Raw genomic sequence first — 19,665 nt, 5'->3', positions numbered from 1 at the left:
TCAGAACCCATTGATGTGCTGTTCAGCGAGCCATTTCGCCAGCACATCAATCTGAGGGGCGTGAATCCAGTTAACGATTTGTCGAGCTTTCTCCTCTCCTGTTCCCGGCAGGGTCTGCCAGTCCTTTGCGTTGCGCCCGCTCATCTTCTGCCACGATATGTCTCCCATCGCCTTCAGCGAAGCCTGGGTCAATGGCACACCCATTGCCATGAGCCAGCGGATAAACGGCTTCTCGCGCACCAGATTAAATCGATGCCAGAGCGCCAGCCCGCGTGCTGAGGAAAATCCCGGTGTAGCCTGCAGCTGCGCCTGCGTTAATAACAGCCATGAAAAGAGATGTTCAAAATGATGCGCCTGCCAGAGGGTTCGCCAGCCTGACTCGCCTACTCCTTCAATATCAAGTACCTGCTTTGAACTGAGCCAGGTCAGCCTGGCAAAGAACTGCTCCATACACTCCGGCGAAGCATAGAAACAGCTAAGAGCATGATAGCGTGAGGCCGGTGGTTCTGGTTTATGTCTGTCGGTCCCGCGCCAGAGCACCTTATCAAACCGGGGGATACCCTGCCCGGCCAGGCTGATTTGTATCTGATCCCCTGGAGCAATATCCAGATTCTGCCAGCGCCCAACCGAGCCCAGACTCACCCGCTGCACCTGTTTATCATCCAGTTGCACGGGTTCCAGCGCTGCTACAACGGAAATTTTGCCCGTGCGCCCCACGGAAAAATGAATATCACTCACCTCAGCGACCTGGGCTGCGGGAGGATATTTCCACGCGACAACCCAGCTGCCTTCTCCCGGTAACCACTCTTCGCCCGCAGGTTCATCCTGCGAACGCACCACAATGCCATCCGTGGCAAAGGGTAATGAGGTCACATGCCAGGCCGTGCGCTGCTTCTCGACGGCATCGACAGATTCGGCGGGTAACGTGTACCGTGCCGACAGCGTAAAACCGGCCTGAGACAGTTCAGCTAAAGAGGTACGCATATCTTTCGGTCCGTCCGGCCAGGCCCAGATGAATACGCCGATCTTGCTCAATAGCGCGTTATCCTTTTGCCGCATCATCGCCCCTGCCACCTTTGCGCGAGCGTTCATTCCGCCCATCTGCTGCTGAATGTGGTTGTCACGCAACCAGAAAAGCTCGCCCTGCAAGACGCTATTCGCCAGCGCGCCGGTGAGATTTTGCGGTACTGACGGGATTAAACGTACCTTCCCGGTCCAGTCTTCCCCTTTCAGGCCATCACCGCGACTGATAGCCTGAGTTAACTTTCCGTTGCGATAGACCAGCGTTACCGCCACACCGTCAACTTTAGGCTGCATCCAGAGGTTACGTCGGACACGCATCCACTGTCTCAACTCCTCTTTGCTGGCCACTTTATGTACGCCCGTATGGGCAACGGGATGTTTTACGCTTCCCGCCAGCGTAGGGAGTTTCTCTTCTGAAGGCTCACTGCCAAAACAGCGCTGCCACTGCGTTAACCGCCCGTGAAGCTGGTCGTAAACCTCATCGTTGATCTCGCTCACGCCCTGCTTCCAGTAGGCCTCATCCCAGCCTTTGATTTGCGCGCTTAACGACGCCATCTCTTTTTCTGCTTTTGCCTGCGACCACACCGGACACACCGCCGCGCCATAGCCACACCACAACAGCATTAACCCGCTTATCCATCGCCACATCGCTACCCCTCCTTTGCATTGCAGGAGGTATACCCGGATGCCTGAAACAACGCTAACGGCAACATTTCACAATGCGAGACGCTATCCGGTGTTTCTTTTGGTTGCTGAAAACCACAGATAAAACCTGAAAACGGCACGCAAAATTCAATAATCCAGGGGAAAAAGTGTGACAAAGGCTACGTCACACGGCGGTGACGTGTATAATAAGCCCGTATGTAGGACTTCTTCGTTAACACATACAAAAGACTCTCATGGCTCAAGGCACGCTTTATATTGTTTCTGCCCCTAGTGGCGCGGGTAAATCCAGCCTTATACAGGCACTGTTAAAAACCCAACCGTTGTACGACACACAGGTTTCTGTTTCTCACACCACGCGAGCGCCGCGTCCGGGTGAAGTGCACGGTGAACACTATTTCTTTGTGGATCACGACGAATTCAGAGCGATGATCGGCAGAGACGCGTTTCTTGAACACGCTGAAGTATTTGGTAATTACTACGGTACCTCGCGTGAAACCATTGAGCAGGTTCTGGCCACGGGCGTGAATGTGTTCCTGGATATCGACTGGCAGGGCGCACAGCAAATTCGCAAGAAAATGCCTGACTCGCGCAGTATCTTTATTTTACCGCCATCGAAAGATGAGCTGGATCGCCGCCTGCGTGGCCGCGGTCAGGACAGCGAAGAAGTGATCGCAAAGCGTATGGAACAGGCTGTTGCAGAAATGAGCCATTACGCGGAATATGATTACCTTATTGTGAATGATGATTTTGATGCCGCGCTGAGCGATCTCAAAACCATTCTTCGTGCAGAACGTCTGCGTATGAGCCGCCAGAAGCAGCGACATGACGCATTAATCACCAAACTGTTGGCAGACTGAACCCACTTTCAGTATCATGCCCAGTCATTTCTTCACCTGTGGAGCATTTTAAGTATGGCACGCGTAACTGTTCAGGACGCTGTAGAGAAAATTGGTAACCGTTTTGACCTGGTGCTGGTCGCCGCGCGTCGCGCTCGTCAGATGCAGGTAGGCGGTAAAGATCCGCTGGTACCGGAAGAAAACGATAAAACCACCGTTATTGCACTTCGCGAAATCGAAGAAGGTCTGATCAACAACCAGATCCTCGACGTGCGTGAGCGCCAGGAGCAGCAAGAGCAGGAAGCCGCAGAACTGCAGGCCGTAACCGCTATTGCTGAAGGTCGTCGTTAATTAAACCTGCGGGTCGCCCTTGTATCTGTTTGAAAGCCTGAATCAACTGATTCAAACCTACCTGCCTGAAGACCAGATTAAGCGTCTTCAGCAGGCGTATCTCGTTGCACGTGACGCTCACGAGGGCCAGACACGTTCAAGCGGTGAACCCTATATCACGCACCCGGTAGCGGTGGCCTGTATTCTGGCCGAGATGAAACTCGACTACGAAACGCTGATGGCCGCTCTGCTGCATGACGTGATCGAAGATACCCCTGCCACTTATCAGGACATGGAACAGCTGTTTGGCAAAAGCGTTGCCGAACTGGTGGAAGGGGTCTCTAAGCTTGATAAGCTGAATTTCCGCGACAAGAAAGAGGCGCAAGCCGAAAACTTCCGCAAAATGATTATGGCGATGGTGCAGGATATCCGCGTCATTCTCATCAAACTCGCTGACCGTACCCACAACATGCGCACGCTGGGCTCACTTCGCCCGGATAAACGTCGCCGCATTGCCCGTGAAACCCTCGAAATCTACAGTCCGCTGGCGCACCGTTTAGGTATTCACCACATTAAAACCGAGCTGGAAGAGCTGGGTTTTGAAGCGTTGTACCCGAACCGCTATCGCGTGATTAAAGAGGTGGTGAAAGCCGCACGCGGTAACCGTAAAGAGATGATTCAAAAAATCCTCTCGGAAATTGAAGGGCGCTTACAGGAAGCGGGAATTCCGTGCCGCGTCAGCGGTCGCGAAAAACATTTGTACTCCATCTACTGCAAAATGGTGCTCAAAGAGCAGCGTTTTCACTCGATCATGGATATCTACGCTTTCCGCGTGATTGTCCACGACTCGGACACCTGCTATCGCGTGCTGGGGCAGATGCACAGCCTCTACAAACCGCGTCCGGGGCGTATGAAAGATTACATCGCCATTCCAAAAGCGAACGGCTATCAATCTTTGCACACCTCGATGATCGGGCCACACGGCGTGCCTGTTGAGGTGCAAATTCGCACCGAAGACATGGACCAGATGGCAGAGATGGGTGTTGCCGCACACTGGGCGTATAAAGAGCACGGTGGCGAAAGCAGCACGACCGCACAAATCCGCGCCCAGCGCTGGATGCAGAGCCTGCTGGAGCTTCAGCAGAGTGCGGGTAGCTCGTTTGAATTTATCGAGAGCGTTAAATCCGATCTCTTCCCGGATGAGATTTACGTTTTCACCCCAGAAGGCCGCATTGTCGAACTGCCTGCGGGCGCAACCCCGGTCGACTTCGCTTACGCCGTGCACACCGATATCGGGCATGCCTGCGTCGGCGCGCGCGTCGACAGACAGCCTTATCCGCTCTCTCAGCCGCTCTCCAGCGGCCAGACGGTAGAAATTATTACCGCGCCGGGCGCACGTCCGAACGCGGCCTGGCTGAACTTTGTCGTGAGCTCCAAAGCACGCGCCAAAATTCGCCAGCTGCTGAAAAACCTCAAGCGTGATGATTCCGTCAGCCTGGGGCGTCGTCTGCTCAACCACGCGTTGGGCGGCAGCCGTAAGCTGGCTGAAATTCCGCAGGAGAACGTCCAGCGTGAGCTGGAGCGCATGAAGCTCGCGTCGCTTGATGACCTGCTGGCAGAGATTGGCCTCGGCAACGCCATGAGCGTGGTGGTGGCGAAGAACCTGCAGCAAGGCGACACGACAGCGGTGCCTGCAACCACGCAAAGCCACGGACACCTGCCGATTAAAGGCGCGGACGGGGTGCTGATCACCTTCGCAAAATGCTGTCGTCCAATTCCTGGCGACCCGATTATTGCGCACGTCAGCCCGGGTAAAGGGCTGGTTATCCACCACGAGTCCTGTCGTAACATTCGCGGCTACCAGAAAGAAGCCGAGAAGTTTATGGCGGTCGAGTGGGATAAAGAGACCGCGCAGGAATTTATCACCGAAATTAAGGTGGATATGTTCAACCACCAGGGTGCCCTGGCGAACCTGACGGCAGCGATCAACACGGCTTCTTCCAACATTCAGAGCCTGAATACGGAAGAAAAAGATGGCCGCGTGTATAGCGCCTTTATTCGTCTGACCGCCCGCGACCGCGTGCATCTGGCGAATATTATGCGCAAGATCCGCGTCATGCCGGACGTGATTAAAGTCACCCGAAACCGAAACTAGGTTTATGAATTCACAACGTTATGCACGTATCTGCGAAATGCTCGCCAGGCGTCAGCCTGACCTGACGGTCTGCATGGAGCAGGTGCACAAACCTCATAACGTCTCTGCTATCGTACGTACCGCCGATGCCGTCGGTGTGCATGAAGTGCACGCCGTCTGGCCGGACGGCCGTATGCGCAATACGGTCTCGGCGGCGGCAGGCAGCAACAGCTGGGTGTCTGTCAAAAATCATCACACCATTGGCGAAGCCGTATCGCACCTGAAAGGGCGCGGGATGCAGATCCTTGCCACTAACCTGTCCGCTAAAGCCGTAGATTTCCGCGAGATCGACTACACCCGCCCGACCTGCATTTTGATGGGTCAGGAGAAAACCGGGATCTCTCGGGAAGCGCTGGATCTGGCGGATCGGGACATCATCATTCCGATGATCGGCATGGTGCAGTCTTTGAACGTCTCCGTGGCGTCCGCGCTCATTCTGTATGAAGCGCAGCGCCAGCGTCAGAACGCCGGGATGTACGAGCGCAGCAACAGCATGCTGCCGGAAGATGAACAGCAGCGCCTGCTGTTTGAAGGTGGTTATCCGGTGCTGGCTCGCGTTGCGAAGCAGAAAAAATTGCCTTACCCCCACGTCAACGCGCAGGGCGAAATTGAAGCCGATGCCGAGTGGTGGGCCACCATGCAGTACGCCGGGTAAGCGATGAAAGGCCGCCTGCTGGATGCCATCCCGCTTAACAGCCTGACGGGCGTGGGCGCGGCGCAAAGCAATAAGCTGGCAAAAATTGGCCTGCACACCGTTCAGGATCTCCTGCTTCACCTCCCCCTGCGTTACGAAGACCGCACCCAGCTCTACAAGATTGGCGATCTCCTTCCCGCCATTTACGCCACCGTTGAAGGCGAAGTCCTGAACTGCAACATCACCTTCGGCGGACGCCGAATGATGACCTGCCAGATCACCGACGGCACCGGCATTCTCACCATGCGTTTTTTCAACTTCAGCGCGGCGATGAAAAACAGCCTGGCGACGGGCCGCAGGGTGCTGGCCTATGGCGAAGCCAAACGCGGGAAATACGGCGCAGAGATGATCCACCCGGAGTACCGCGTGCAGGGCGATCTCAGCACGCCGGAAATGCAGGAGACGCTCACTCCGGTTTACCCAACGACCGAAGGCATCAAGCAGGCCACGCTGCGCAAGCTCACCGATCAGGCGCTGGAGCTGCTGGATACCTGCCCCATTACCGAGCTGCTGCCGCCCGAGCTGGCGCAGGGCATGATGAGCCTGCCTGAGGCGCTGCGCACCCTGCACCGCCCGCCGCCAACGCTGCAGCTCAGCGATTTAGAAAGCGGAAAACACCCCGCACAACAGCGTCTTATCCTTGAGGAATTACTGGCACATAACCTGAGCATGCTGGCGCTTCGCGCGGGCGCGCAGCGTTTCCACGCCCAGCCATTAAGTCCGCGTGATGAGCTCAAAGATAAGCTGCTGGCCTCTCTGCCGTTTAAACCCACCGGCGCGCAGGCGCGCGTCACCGCCGAAATCGAACGCGATATGGCGCTCGACGTGCCGATGATGCGCCTGGTTCAGGGCGATGTGGGCTCCGGTAAAACGCTGGTTGCCGCCCTGGCGGCCCTGCGCGCGATTGCTAACGGTAAACAGGTGGCGCTAATGGCGCCGACCGAGCTGCTGGCTGAACAGCACGCCAACAATTTCCGCGCCTGGTTTGCGCCGCTCGGGATTGAAGTGGGCTGGCTTGCCGGGAAGCAAAAAGGCAAAGCGCGCCTTGCGCAACAGGAGGCTATTGCCAGCGGGCAGGTGCAGATGATTGTTGGCACGCACGCCATCTTCCAGGAACAGGTGCAGTTTAACGGTCTTGCGCTGGTGATAATCGACGAGCAGCACCGCTTCGGCGTGCATCAGCGTCTGGCATTATGGGAGAAAGGCCTGCAGCAGGGTTTCCACCCGCATCAGCTGATCATGACCGCTACGCCGATCCCGCGTACCCTGGCGATGACCGCCTACGCCGATCTGGATACCTCCACCATCGACGAACTGCCGCCGGGCCGTACTCCGGTCACAACGGTCGCCATTCCTGACACGCGCCGCAGCGACATCATCGACCGCGTGCGCAACGCCTGCACCCAGGAAGGGCGTCAGGCCTACTGGGTCTGTACGCTGATTGAAGAGTCTGAACTGCTGGAAGCGCAGGCTGCCGAAGCCACGTGGGAAGAGCTTAAGCTGGCGCTGCCGGAGCTGAACGTGGGTCTGGTTCACGGACGCATGAAGCCCGCCGAAAAACAGGCGGTGATGCAGTCGTTCAAACAGGGTGATTTACATCTGCTGATCGCCACCACGGTGATCGAAGTCGGCGTGGACGTCCCCAATTCCAGCCTGATGATCATCGAAAACCCGGAACGTCTCGGCCTTGCCCAACTCCACCAGCTGCGCGGGCGCGTCGGCCGCGGCGCGGTTGCGTCCCACTGCGTTCTGCTCTACAAAGCCCCGCTCTCAAAAACCGCCCAGATGCGGTTGCAGGTGCTGCGCGACAGCAACGACGGTTTTGTGATTGCGCAAAAAGACCTGGAGATCCGCGGCCCGGGCGAACTGCTGGGCACGCGACAGACGGGTAACGCGGAATTCAAAGTGGCGGATTTGCTGCGCGATCAGGCCATGATCCCAGAAGTTCAGCGCCTGGCTCGCCATATTCATGAACGCTACCCCGAACAGGCGGCAGCGTTAATTGAGCGCTGGATGCCGGAAACCGAGCGCTATTCCAACGCCTGATTTCAGGCAAACATCGGCAGCATCAGGTACAGCTTAATCACCAGCGCGTTGACGATATCAATGAAGAAGGCGCCAACCATCGGGACCACCAGAAACGCCATGTGCGATGGCCCGAACCGTTCGGTGATCGCCTGCATATTGGCGATAGCCGTTGGAGTGGCCCCCAGACCAAACCCGCAGTGACCCGCCGCCAGCACCGCCGCATCGTAGTTTTTGCCCATCATGCGCCAGGTCACGAACATGGCGTACAGCGCCATAAACAGCGCCTGTACCGCCAGAATCGCCACCATCGGTAGCGCCAGCGAGGCCAGTTCCCACAGCTTGAGGCTCATCAGCGCCATCGCCAGGAACAGCGACAGGCAGACGTTGCCGAGCACCGATACCGCCCGTTCAAACACGCGGTAGAAGCCCATCAGCGCCAGACCGTTGCTCAGGATCACCCCGATAAACAGCACGCAAACAAACGTCGGCAGTTCAAACGCGGAACCCGCCAACCATTGCGCAACCACTTTGCCCACGGTCAGGCAGATGGCGATCGTCGCGATGGTTTCAATCAGCACCAGCGAGGTGATGCTGCGGCCAACGTCCGGCTTTTCGAACGCGGTCGGCACCAGCTCATCGTCAGGCCTGCCGTTCGGCGTGGTGGAGTGCTTCACCAGATACCGCGCCACCGGGCCGCCAATCAGGCCCCCCAGCACCAGGCCAAAGGTCGCACAGGCCATCGCCACTTCCGTCGCGTTTTCAAACCCATAGCGCTCGATGAACAGCTTGCTCCACGCGGCCCCGGTTCCGTGACCGCCCGAAAGGGTAATCGACCCCGCCAGCAGACCCATCAGCGGATCCAGCCCCAGCAGCGTTGCCATGCCGATGCCGATGGCGTTTTGCATCAGCAGCAGCCCCACCACCACAATCAGGAATACGCCGAGCACCTTACCGCCCGAGCGCAGGCTCGCCAGGTTGGCGTTCAGGCCGATAGTGGCAAAGAAGGCCAGCATCAGCGGGTCCTTCAGGGACATATCAAAATCGATTTCCCAGCCCATGCTTTTTTTCAGGATCAGCAGGGCCAGCGCCACCAGCAGGCCACCGGCGACGGGTTCAGGAATAGTGTATTTCTTCAGAAGGGAAACGCTATGTACCAGCTTGCGACCAAGCAGAAGAACCAGCGTTGCGGCAACAAGGGTCGACAACGTATCGAGATGAATCATAAAAGGCTCCTGTAATGCGCGTGTTCCATACACACGCGGCGTTATCCTGGGCCGAGTTGCGCTCTTCATGAGCTCCCGGCGCAAAAAGTGTAATTTTTTTTCCCCACGCGTTGTAGAAAACCTGCTCACAGCGGCAGATTTTCTTCCCTTTTTTTGCTGGCAATCGTTTGCTTTTACCAGGTGGTCAGATAAAATGCCCGCTTTTCCACCGTGGGATTGCCGCCGATGTCCGTTAACACCATAGAGTCGCCTGATGCGCAACCGATTGCGCAGAAGCAAAATAGCGAACTGATTTACCGCCTTGAAGACCGCCCGCCGCTGCCGCAAACGCTTTTCGCCGCCTGCCAGCATCTTCTGGCGATGTTTGTTGCGGTGATCACCCCGGCGCTGCTGATTTGCCAGGCGCTCGGCTTACCGGCGCAGGACACGCAGCACATTATCAGCATGTCTCTCTTCGCCTCCGGCGTGGCCTCGATTATTCAAATTAAAGCGTGGGGGCCGGTGGGGTCGGGATTATTGTCGATTCAGGGCACCAGCTTTAACTTCGTGGCACCGCTTATCATGGGCGGTACGGCGCTGAAAACCGGCGGTGCGGATGTCCCAACCATGATGGCGGCGCTGTTCGGCACCCTGATGCTGGCCAGCTGCACGGAGATGGTCATCTCCCGCGTTCTGCATCTGGCTCGCCGCGTCATTACCCCGCTGGTTTCTGGCGTCGTCGTAATGATTATCGGCCTGTCGCTGATTCAGGTGGGCCTCACCTCCATCGGCGGCGGCTATGCCGCAATGAGCGACCACACCTTCGGCGCGCCGAAAAACCTGCTGCTGGCGGGTGTCGTGCTGGCGATTATTATTCTGCTTAACCGTCAGCGTAACCCTTACCTGCGCGTCGCCTCGCTGGTGATCGCCATGGCGGCGGGCTACCTGCTGGCGTGGGCGCTGGGCATGCTGCCGGAGAACACCGCGCCGACCAACAGCGCGCTGATCGTCGTTCCTACGCCGCTGTACTACGGTCTGGGCATTGACTGGGGCCTGCTCCTCCCGCTGATGCTGGTCTTTATGATCACCTCTCTTGAGACCATCGGCGATATCACCGCTACCTCCGACGTCTCCGAGCAGCCGGTGTCCGGCCCGCTGTACATGAAGCGCCTGAAAGGCGGCGTGCTGGCGAACGGCCTGAACTCGTTTGTCTCTGCGGTATTCAACACCTTCCCGAACTCCTGCTTCGGCCAGAACAACGGCGTGATCCAGCTGACCGGCGTTGCCAGCCGCTACGTCGGTTTTGTGGTGGCGCTGATGCTGATCGTCCTCGGCCTGTTCCCGGCGGTAAGCGGCTTTGTGCAGCACATTCCTGAGCCGGTGCTGGGCGGCGCAACGCTGGTGATGTTCGGGACCATCGCGGCCTCCGGCGTGCGTATCGTCTCCCGCGAGCCGCTGAACCGCCGCGCGATCATGATTATCGCGCTGTCGCTGGCCGTTGGTCTGGGTGTTTCCCAGCAGCCGCTGATCCTGCAGTTTGCGCCTGACTGGGTGAAAAACCTGCTCTCTTCCGGCATTGCCGCGGGCGGTATCACCGCTATCGTTCTGAACCTCGTTTTCCCGCCTGAGAAAAATTGATTTCTCTCACGGCAGGCAGTTAATGCCTGCCGTGACATCTAATTACACCATTCCCGCCTTGAGGATTGCGCATAAATCGTGCATAACTCCCTTATGTGCGTTTTGCGGGATGGAAGACCATGAAATTTATTGGAAAGCTCCTCATCTATCTTCTGGTAGCCCTGCTCATTGTGCTGCTGGCGTTCTACATTCTGCTCCAGACCCGCTGGGGGGCATCTCAGGTCAGCAGCTGGGTGACGGTGAATACCGACTACGAACTCAGTTTCGACAAGATGAATCACCGCTTTTCGTCGCCTTCCCACATCATTCTGGAAAACGTCACCTTCGGTCGGGACGGTAAACCCGCCACGCTGGTTGCCAAAAAAGTCGATATCGGCCTGAGCAGCCGCCAGATAACCGATCCGCTGCATATGGACACAATCACCCTGTTCGACGGCACGCTGAATCTCTCGCCTCAGACGGCACCGCTGCCGTTCCAGGCGGATCGCCTGCAGCTGAACAATATGGCGTTTAACAGCCCGAATACCGAATGGGACCTGAGCGCGCAGAAGGTTACTGGCGGCGTCAGCCCGTGGCAGCCGGAAGCGGGCAACGTGCTGGGGAACAACGCGCAGATTCAGATGAGCGCGGGCTCGCTGACCCTGAACGGCGTACCGGCGACCAACGTGCTGATCGAGGGGCAGCTTAACGGCAGGGAGGTGGTGCTGAAAACGATTGGCGCCGATATGGCCCGTGGCTCACTCACCGGCTCCGCCCTGCGCAACGCCGACGGGAGCTGGATTATCGACACGATGCGTCTGAATGAGATCCGCCTGCAGAGCGATAAAACGCTGATGGCGTTCTTCGCGCCGCTGGCCACCATCCCTTCTCTTCAAATTGGTCGTCTGGACGTGACCGACGCCCGGCTTCAGGGCCCGGACTGGGCGGTAACCGATCTCGATTTAAGCCTGCGCAACCTGACTCTCAGCAAAGGCGACTGGCAGAGCCAGGAAGGCCGCCTGTCCATGAACGCCAGCGAGTTTATCTACGGCTCGCTGCATCTTTTCGATCCGATCCTTAATGCGGAGTTTTCCCCGCAGGGCATGGCGCTGCGTCAGTTCACCTCCCGCTGGGAAGGCGGCATGGTGCGCACATCCGGCAACTGGCTGCGCGATGGTAAAGCGCTGGTGCTGGACGATGTTGCCATCGCCGGGCTGGAGTACACCCTGCCGCAGAACTGGAAAACGCTTTGGATGGAGCCCCTGCCGGAATGGCTGAACAGCGTCACGCTGCAAAAATTCGGCCTGAGCCGCAACCTGGTGATCGACATCGATCCGGCCTTCCCATGGCAGATCACCTCTCTGGACGGCTACGGCGCAAACCTGCAGCTGGTGAAAGATCGCCAGTGGGGCATCTGGGGCGGTAGCGCAACCCTGAACGGCGCGGCGGCGACCTTTAACCGCGTGGACGTGCGTCGTCCGTCGCTGGCGCTCAATGCGAACGCCGCCACGGTGAACATTACCGACCTGAGCGCCTTTACCGAGAAAGGTATTCTTGAAGCAACGGCGACGGTTTCACAGCTTCCGCAGCGGCAGACCACGGTGAGCCTGAACGGGCGCGGCGTGCCGCTCAACGTGCTGCAGCAGTGGGGCTGGCCTGCGCTGCCGATTACGGGTGACGGCAATATTCAGCTCACCGCCAGCGGCAGCGTGCAGGCAAATGCCCCGTTGAAGCCAACGGTGAACGGCAAGCTGAACGCGGTGAATATGGATAAACAGCAGGTGCAGCAGACGATGACGGGCGGAGTGGTTTCAACACCGGTGCAATAAACAAGCCGGGTGGCGCAAGGTAAATGCAAAACGGCAACCCTGTTGCCGTTTTTGATGTTTGTTCCCTCTCCCTGTGGGAGAGGGTCAGGGTGAGGGCATCAGACCGCATAATTACCGTAGGCCCGGTAAGCGAAGCGCCACCGGGCATTTTTCCAGCTCAGAAGTGAACCACCACCTCATTCCCCTCCGCTTTCACTACCACACCCCACTCGCTGCCCGCGTGTGAGCCGCCCTTCACGCCGCTCACCTTCTGCACGTTGCGCAAGCACACCGACCAGTTTTGTGCGTCTCCCGCACCGGTAAAGGTCACGATGTCGCCCCGACGTGACGCCTTCAGCGTAAACGCCACTGAACCGTCCGCCGCAGGCACTTCGCTCACCACCGTTGCGCCGTCGTCCAGGTTAAACAGCTGGAAGGCCGTCCCCTCATTCCACGCGTAGTCCGGCTTCTGGTTGTTGTTGCCCAGCGCCAGCAGGGTGTTGTCGCGCACGTAGACCGGCAGGCTCATGAAATCGTGCTGCTGCTTATGCCAGCGGCTGCCCTGAATTTCGTCGTTGTGCCACAGGTGCGTCCAGCGGCCTTCCGGCAGATAGAACTGCACGTCGCCCGCCTCGGAGAACACCGGCGCGACCATCAACGAATCCCCCAGCATGTACTGGCGGTCGAGGTAATCACACGCCGGATCGTCCGGGAACTCCAGCATCATCGCGCGCAGCATCGGTGTGCCGAACTCGCGCGCCAGCGCTGCCTGACGATACAGATACGGCATCAGATGACACTTCAACTGGGTGAAGTGGCGCACCACGTCGCAGGACTCGTCATCGTACGCCCACGGCACGCGGTAGGATTTGCTGCCGTGCAGGCGGCTGTGGCTGGAGAACAGCCCAAACGCGCACCAGCGTTTGTAGACGTGCGCCGGGGCGGTGTTTTCGAACCCGCCGATATCGTGGCTCCAGAACCCGAAGCCAGACAAGCCAATCGACAGCCCGCCGCGCAGGCTTTCGGCCATGGATTCATAGTTGGCGTAGCAGTCGCCGCCCCAGTGTACCGGGAACTGCTGTGCACCGACGGACGCGGAGCGGGCAAACAGCACCGCCTCTTCTTCCCCCACAGTCTCTTTCAGCACGTTCCACACCAGCTCGTTATAGATATAGGCGTAGTGGTTGTGCATCTTCTGCGGATCGGCCCCGTCGAACCACTGCACGTCGGACGGGATACGCTCGCCGAAGTCGGTCTTGAAGCAGTCGACGCCGATCTCCACCAGGCCTTTCAGCCTGTCGGCATACCACCGGCACGCGTCCGGATTGGTGAAGTCGTAAATCGCCAGCCCCGGCTGCCATTTGTCCCACTGCCACAGGGAGCCGTCCGGGCGCTTGAGCAGGTAGCCCTTCTCTTTCAGCTCCCGGAAGATCGGGGATTTCTGGCCGATGTAGGGGTTAATCCACACGCAGACCTTCAGCCCTTTCTCCTTCAGGCGGCGGATCATGCCTTCCGGATCCGGGAAGGTCACAGGGTCCCACTCGAAGTCGCACCACTGGAAGGCCTTCATCCAGAAGCAGTCGAAGTGGAATACGTGCAGCGGCAGGTCGCGCTCGGCCATGCCGTCGATAAAGCTGTTTACCGTCGCTTCGTCGTAGTTGGTGGTGAACGAGGTGGTGAGCCACAGGCCGAACGACCACGCTGGCGGCAGCGCCGGACGCCCGGTGAACCGCGTATAGCGGTTCAGCACCTCTTTCGGCGTCGGGCCGTCGATCACGAAGTATTCGAGATATTCCCCTTCCACGCTGAACTGTACTTTGGAGACCTTCTCGGAACCGACTTCAAACGAGACGTTTTCCGGATGATTCACCAGCACGCCGTAGCCGCGGTTGGTCAGGTAGAACGGGATATTTTTGTAGGACTGCTCGGTGCTGGTGCCGCCGTCGCGGTTCCAGGTTTCGACCGTCTGGCCGTTGCGCACCAGCGCGGTAAAGCGCTCGCCCAGACCGTAGACAGTTTCGCCCACGCCCAGATCCAGACGTTCGAACACGTAATTGCGATCGGTATTGCTGTCCTGCACGTAGCCGTTGTTTTTCAGCTGGCTGCCGGTAATGCGCTGGCCGTTGCGCAGGAAATCCAGCGCCCAGAACTCGCCTTTGGTGACGCGCGCGCTGACGCTTCCGCTTTTCAGCTCGGCAAAATCAGCGTTGTTTTCAATCTCTACCTTCACGTTTTTCAGAACGTTCAGAGGATAGTGCGGGCCGTTATTCAGCGCGCCCTGGAAGTGCTCGATGCGCACCCCGACAATCCCTTCCTGCGGCGCAAACAGGCGCACCGTGAACATCAACGTGTCGAGCTGCCAGGTGCGCTCGCGCACGTCGCGCGGCGCCACATACACCACAAGGTCGTTGCCCTGCTGCTCCACGTCGAACACCTGAACCGGATACGTCACGTTCAGGCCCGGTTGAATAAGCCAGTTTCCATCACTGATTTTCATGCTTTCGTCCTCTTAGTTCTGTAATTCTTTACTGACCGGCAGGTTTTCAAACTCCTGCTGGTTGCGGCGCGCGCCCTGCGCCAGCTCGCCCAGAATTTTGGTCAGGAAGGGGGTTTTCAGCGTGTAGTAGCGTTTGGCGATAATGGCGCTCAGCACGTAGCAGACCGCCGGGGCCAGGGTAAACAGGCCGATGATGATGCTGATGGTCGCGCTGTTCTGGGTTTTGGCTGCAGCGTCGTAGCCGCCGCCTGCCAGCATCCAGCCGATCATCGCCCCGCCCAGCGCCAGGCCGAGCTTCAGCACGAACAGCGTGCCCGCAAAGCTAATTCCTGTCAGACGCTTACCGTTGGTCCATTCGCCGTAGTCGACGGTATCGGACATCATCACCCACTGAATCGGCGTAACCAGCTGGTGCAGCACGCCGATGACGAAGATAAAGGCGAACATCAGCACGGTGGCGTGCATCGGCACGAAGAACATCGCCACGCTGACCACCGCCAGCGCGGCGTTGGTCCACCAGAAGATGCTGACCTTGCACTTCCAGTCGGTGAGCGGTTTCGCCAGCGCGGAGCCGATCAGGTTGCCGACGCAGTAAGTGGTGAGGAAGGCGACGAACACCTCCGGCGAGCCCATGATCCAGGTGCAGTAGTACATCATCGCGCCGCCGCGCACGCAGACGGCGAGGATGTTGAGGATGGTGAGCACGCCGACGATGCGCCACTGATCGTTGTGCCAGATGTCGCGCAGGTCTTCCCGCATGGAGGTGGTGCTCGGCGGCACCTGGATGCGCTCTTTGGTGGTGAAGAAGCAAAACGCCAGCATCAGGAACGCGACCACCGACAGTACGGCGATCCCGCCCTGGAAGCCGAACGCCTTATCGTCGCCGCCAATGAGGTTCACCAGCGGCATCATCAGCACCGTGGAGAGCATGCCGCCCGCCGTCGCCAGCACGAAGCGCCAGGACTGAAGGGAGATACGCTGCGTCGGGTCGTTGGTGATCACACCGCCGAGCGCGCAGTAGGGAATGTTCACCACGGTATAGAGCAGGGTCAGCAGGGTGTAGGTAACGGCGGCGTAAACCATTTTGCCGTTGAGGCTGAGGTCCGGCGTGGTGTAGGCCAGCACGCAGACGATGCCGAACGGGATCGCGCCGAACAAAATCCACGGACGGAATTTGCCCCAGCGGCTGCGGGTGCGGTCGGCAATCAGCCCCATGCACGGGTCGGAGATCGCATCCAGCGCGCGCGCCAGCAGGAACATGGTGCCAACAAACCCGGCGGGAATGCCGAAAATATCGGTGTAGAAAAACATCATGTACAACATGACGTTATCAAAAATGATGTGGCTGGCGGCGTCTCCCATGCCGTAGCCAATCTTCTCTTTTACTGACAATACTTCGCTCATTTTTTTATCCTTCACGCTGTAGGGGGCGCTGAGACCGGTTACAGAGTTTTAAACCATTGTTTCAGGAGCGGGTATTGCGTTTTCTGGTTAGCAGATTACGTTTCTTGTTTTTTGTGATCGCGGTAAATGTTGGGAGCACGAGGGGCTAACATGAGGATTTTCTTAGGAATTAACTGAAACGGGGGTATACAGGTCAAAAGAGAGGTGAAAAAAGTGTGTCTGGGTATGTGGTAAATGCCTGAAAGTAGCTATAATGCGCCCCGCCTCCATGTAGCAATCGAGGCGCGGAAGATCGTCATCTCCGGTGAGGTGGCTGGACTTCAAATCCAGTTGGGGACGCCAGCGTTCCCGGGCAGGTTCGACTCCTGTGATCTTCCGCCAAAAATTCTCACCTTTCAATCTTAGAGCTGATGAATAAGCCTTTTATCTTCATTAGAAAGAATTAATGATATAAGATCTTTGCGCGAATGATGAGCTTTGTGGAAAATATTTGGCTCTATTTTTATTAGTATAGCCGTTAAAACATTTATTAGTTTTATAAATGAATCTGCTAAAAAATTGAATGCTTGAAAATCGGATATTGGAAAATTACCAACACATTCAATTCTTTGCATATTTTTTATTGATGCAGTGTGCACATCTTCGCATAGCATAGAGTACTTCTCATATAGGTAGTTTTTTTCTAGAACGGCCTTTTTTAAAAAAACATTATGTGAAAGCGCAGTTTCAATAACTTTGTAAACACTAGTTTCATTTACAATCTCAATATCTACTAAACAGCCTACTGCCTTAGAAAAATTTTCTATACTGCTTCTCATTACAAGCTTTGCTGCTTTATAGCAACCATGCACAGAAAGGAATAATATTGTACCTAGTTCAGATAATACTTCACCAATCCTAAATTTAAAGATTTCACTTTGCTCCTTCGGAAGATTTGCGGTATAACCATCCTCTACTAATAATTCATGATGCAATGCAAGAAAAGCAAAGTATCTTTTATGCATCCTCTTCAAAGCCTCATTGAATTCTGTACCTGGTTCTAAATTTAGAACCTTATATTCACTGATGAATTTTTGTAACTCAATAAAATCTCTATTGATTTCTCTCATCTCAGAGATCCTCATTCAGAGCTTGGATCACTTCATTCCAACTGAAAGAAGATGAGCTATTCTTTTTATTATAAATCGATTTTTTACTCGCTTCATCAGATACAATCTTCTCAAGTGCTTTTACGATTTTTTTCAGCCCATTATCGTCTAATGAATTTGCTTCACAAACGATATGTCCAATAATCTCATACTTAGATTTTTTATGATATCTTGGAATCTTCACTCCGATAATCTGTTCAGAAAACAATGCAATTTCGTCATTTGTCTTAAATAAATTAAGATCTAAAAATAATGCAGGTAAAGCGCCAGTGAGGAAATGTTTGTTAGGATTTTCAGGTTTATATCCGATAGTTTCTGAAATACCATTAGCTATAACATTTGAAGAGTCTAGGGCATTATAAATTTTCATTAGATCCATTGAAGAGTACTCAGTCATAATCCAAGAAAGTTCTTCAATGAGTTTTTTCATTTTTGTTATTTCATTTTTCTTTAACATGATTAAGCCCCCGCTCTAGACATTATTTCACTTGTGATTCTTGACATTGAAACATTTAAATCATGATCATCAAGATCTAAAATGAATGACTGATTCCCTTGCCCTCTAGCAATTGCTGTTCTTTTAGGTAAAGATCGAGCAATTCGTTTTCCTTTCCAATAAGTATTATTATCAATAAAATTCACTGCATCTGAATATACAATAGTATTTTCTTCAGCCATGGTAAGTACTACACCTAAACATGAAAGTTTTAATCCATAATTTGATGTTATACTGTTAACGACTACTCTTAATAAATCAATACCTGTGGCTGATAATGGTTCAGGTCGTACGGGTGTTAAATAGAAATCTGATGCAATTAATGCAGCAGACATCCAAGCGGATGGTGTAGGAGGTGTATCTATAATAACCCAATCATAAAGCTCTTTTTCACGTAAATAATTAATATAGTTCCTTAAACGCATCTCTTTACCCTGGCCAGACCCCATTTCTAATCGATGCAATTCTAAAGCACCAGGTAATAGATCAAATCCTTTTCTAATATTAACAGGTACCAGTTCCTCTACTTCCTTGGGTGGTATTGTCGTTGTACCATTAACGGAACTGACTAAACTCAGAGGTGCATCATTAAAAACATCAAGTACTGTATTACCTTGTTTTTGCAAATATTCTTTATAAGCGTTGCCATCCATGATGCATTGCGTTGCATTAAATTGAGGATCAATATCAATAAGAAGGACTCTTTTTTCCTCTCGCCTATTAAGAACATCAGCTAAATTAACGGCCAAAGTTGTTTTAGCAACGCCACCTTTCATATTAACTAAACTTAATACTTTCATAAAACCCTCTTTTTAAATTGTTGTGTATAGTGAATTCAACTCAAATTTAAGCCTTCGGCTCAATGCCTTTATTTCTGAGGGCCACTCTTGCCAGTTCCTTCAACCAGCTGGCGAGACTCACCCCTTCCTCAGCAGCCACAGCATCCAGCTGCTCCTTCAATGCCGGATCAATTCGCATTTTAAACTGCGGAGACTGCCCGCCGCCTTTTGGTTTTTTTTCGCGCGATATGATTGACATGAGGCCACCTATCTATCTATTATGACACTTATAGGAGGCCACCTAAACCTCCTGTATTTGCAACGCCCCGATGTGCGGGAACACAACCGGAGCGTCTAACCTCACCAACTATCAAGGAGTTGATTATGGCTGATTCGCATTCTACCCCAGACACCGACCAATCCGGAACCGAGCGTTCGTTAATTGTGGGATACCGCCCGAATGTTTTCGACAAATCCACGCCGAAAATCATCCTTTCCGGCAAGTGGTTGCGCGCAGCAGGTTTTGATACCGGACAGCAGGTCACGGTAAAGGTGATGAAAGGATGCATCGTTCTGGTGGCGTATAACGAGCAGGAGCAGCGGTTGCAGGACGATTATAAACGGACGAAGGCAAAGCTCATTGAGATTGAGAATGCGCTTGCAGCGATCCAAACTCCCCGTCCTGGAAAGCGCCTCGCAAAATCAAATACAAGCCACCTGGCTTAGCGGCTGTTTCTGGCATACTACCCGCCAGGCGCGTTAGACGATGTAGATGGGGAGACGACATGCAAAGAAAGACGAAACCCCATCGCCGTGTTCGAACCAACAGCTAGCATCTCATAAATAGATTTTCTGATGGCGAAATTAATCAGCATTCAACTATCCGGAAATTCCGGATAGTTGGTCAGGAAAGGAGACATCAGATTTCCAGTGAGAGATCGCT

16 protein-coding genes and 1 tRNA gene are annotated in these 19,665 nt (G+C 55.1%); 9 read left to right on the top strand and 8 right to left on the bottom strand.

What is annotated here, in order from left to right; genetic code table 11:
* The gene (gene ligB / locus ACMGGX_RS10315; protein ID WP_348562098.1) at nt 1–1,671 is read right to left on the bottom strand and encodes an NAD-dependent DNA ligase LigB; all 1,671 of its coding nucleotides are present in this window, start codon (nt 1,669–1,671) and stop codon (nt 1–3) included.
* A gap of 251 nt (nt 1,672–1,922) precedes the next feature.
* On the opposite strand from ligB, the gene gmk reads away from it, so the two are divergent.
* From gmk to recG, 5 genes are read left to right on the top strand one after another with little or no spacing between them, the layout of a single operon-like run.
* Complete coding sequence (gene gmk / locus ACMGGX_RS10310; protein ID WP_010426438.1) at nt 1,923–2,546, top strand: guanylate kinase; 624 nt, start codon at nt 1,923–1,925, stop codon at nt 2,544–2,546.
* 54 nt (nt 2,547–2,600) lie between these two features.
* A complete protein-coding gene (gene rpoZ, locus ACMGGX_RS10305) occupies nt 2,601–2,876 on the top strand; it encodes a DNA-directed RNA polymerase subunit omega (protein ID WP_000135058.1) in 276 nt (91 codons plus the stop codon).
* Between the two features lie 19 nt (nt 2,877–2,895).
* Nucleotides 2,896–5,010, top strand: coding sequence for a bifunctional GTP diphosphokinase/guanosine-3',5'-bis pyrophosphate 3'-pyrophosphohydrolase (spoT, locus tag ACMGGX_RS10300; protein WP_023309883.1), 2,115 nt, complete (start codon nt 2,896–2,898; stop codon nt 5,008–5,010).
* Between the two features lie 4 nt (nt 5,011–5,014).
* Nucleotides 5,015–5,704: a tRNA (guanosine(18)-2'-O)-methyltransferase TrmH gene (gene trmH, locus ACMGGX_RS10295; RefSeq protein ID WP_045354723.1), complete on the top strand. Its 690-nt coding sequence runs from the start codon at nt 5,015–5,017 to the stop codon at nt 5,702–5,704.
* Nucleotides 5,705–5,707: 3 nt separating this feature from the next.
* Entirely contained in the window at nt 5,708–7,789 is a 2,082-nt protein-coding gene (gene recG, locus ACMGGX_RS10290; protein ID WP_348562097.1) for an ATP-dependent DNA helicase RecG, read from the top strand.
* Between the two features lie 2 nt (nt 7,790–7,791).
* Here recG and gltS read toward each other — a convergent pair whose 3' ends face one another.
* The gene (gene gltS / locus ACMGGX_RS10285; protein WP_023309880.1) at nt 7,792–8,994 is read right to left on the bottom strand and encodes a sodium/glutamate symporter; all 1,203 of its coding nucleotides are present in this window, start codon (nt 8,992–8,994) and stop codon (nt 7,792–7,794) included.
* A 225-nt stretch (nt 8,995–9,219) separates the two neighbouring features.
* Between gltS and xanP the strand changes: the two genes are divergently transcribed.
* Together xanP and ACMGGX_RS10275 are read left to right on the top strand one after the other, a co-directional pair.
* The gene (gene xanP, locus ACMGGX_RS10280; RefSeq protein ID WP_023309879.1) at nt 9,220–10,611 is read left to right on the top strand and encodes a xanthine/proton symporter XanP; all 1,392 of its coding nucleotides are present in this window, start codon (nt 9,220–9,222) and stop codon (nt 10,609–10,611) included.
* A gap of 119 nt (nt 10,612–10,730) precedes the next feature.
* Nucleotides 10,731–12,419 (top strand): AsmA family protein, encoded by a 1,689-nt coding sequence (locus tag ACMGGX_RS10275; RefSeq protein WP_126797199.1) that lies wholly within the window; start codon nt 10,731–10,733, stop codon nt 12,417–12,419.
* Nucleotides 12,420–12,576: 157 nt separating this feature from the next.
* On the opposite strand, the gene yicI is transcribed toward ACMGGX_RS10275, so the two are convergent.
* Together yicI and ACMGGX_RS10265 are read right to left on the bottom strand one after the other, a co-directional pair.
* Entirely contained in the window at nt 12,577–14,895 is a 2,319-nt protein-coding gene (gene yicI / locus ACMGGX_RS10270; RefSeq protein WP_420298339.1) for an alpha-xylosidase, read from the bottom strand.
* A 12-nt stretch (nt 14,896–14,907) separates the two neighbouring features.
* Complete coding sequence (locus tag ACMGGX_RS10265) at nt 14,908–16,299, bottom strand: glycoside-pentoside-hexuronide family transporter (RefSeq protein WP_059310318.1); 1,392 nt, start codon at nt 16,297–16,299, stop codon at nt 14,908–14,910.
* A 286-nt stretch (nt 16,300–16,585) separates the two neighbouring features.
* Between ACMGGX_RS10265 and ACMGGX_RS10260 the strand changes: the two genes are divergently transcribed.
* Nucleotides 16,586–16,680 (top strand) — tRNA-Sec (locus ACMGGX_RS10260).
* Nucleotides 16,681–16,700: 20 nt separating this feature from the next.
* On the opposite strand, the gene ACMGGX_RS10255 is transcribed toward ACMGGX_RS10260, so the two are convergent.
* The 4 genes from ACMGGX_RS10255 to ACMGGX_RS10240 are packed head-to-tail and all read right to left on the bottom strand — an operon-like array spanning nt 16,701 to nt 18,981.
* The gene (locus tag ACMGGX_RS10255) at nt 16,701–17,408 is read right to left on the bottom strand and encodes a hypothetical protein (protein WP_420298338.1); all 708 of its coding nucleotides are present in this window, start codon (nt 17,406–17,408) and stop codon (nt 16,701–16,703) included.
* Nucleotide 17,409: 1 nt separating this feature from the next.
* On the bottom strand, nt 17,410–17,904 hold the full coding sequence (locus tag ACMGGX_RS10250; RefSeq protein WP_045329476.1) for a hypothetical protein: 495 nt from the start codon (nt 17,902–17,904) through the stop codon (nt 17,410–17,412).
* Between the two features lie 2 nt (nt 17,905–17,906).
* On the bottom strand, nt 17,907–18,743 hold the full coding sequence (locus ACMGGX_RS10245; protein WP_072051082.1) for a ParA family protein: 837 nt from the start codon (nt 18,741–18,743) through the stop codon (nt 17,907–17,909).
* Nucleotides 18,744–18,789: 46 nt separating this feature from the next.
* Nucleotides 18,790–18,981, bottom strand: a complete 192-nt coding sequence (locus ACMGGX_RS10240; RefSeq protein ID WP_045329574.1) for a toxin-antitoxin system HicB family antitoxin — start codon at nt 18,979–18,981, stop codon at nt 18,790–18,792.
* Nucleotides 18,982–19,106: 125 nt separating this feature from the next.
* On the opposite strand from ACMGGX_RS10240, the gene ACMGGX_RS10235 reads away from it, so the two are divergent.
* The gene (locus ACMGGX_RS10235) at nt 19,107–19,448 is read left to right on the top strand and encodes a SymE family type I addiction module toxin (protein ID WP_311391446.1); all 342 of its coding nucleotides are present in this window, start codon (nt 19,107–19,109) and stop codon (nt 19,446–19,448) included.
* Nucleotides 19,449–19,665: the final 217 nt, after the last annotated feature.

The sequence above is a fragment of the Enterobacter sp. BNK-29 genome (assembly GCF_048684785.1).
Classification (GTDB): domain Bacteria; phylum Pseudomonadota; class Gammaproteobacteria; order Enterobacterales; family Enterobacteriaceae; genus Enterobacter; species Enterobacter cloacae_M.
This window is presented reverse-complemented; position numbering and strand designations above follow the sequence as displayed.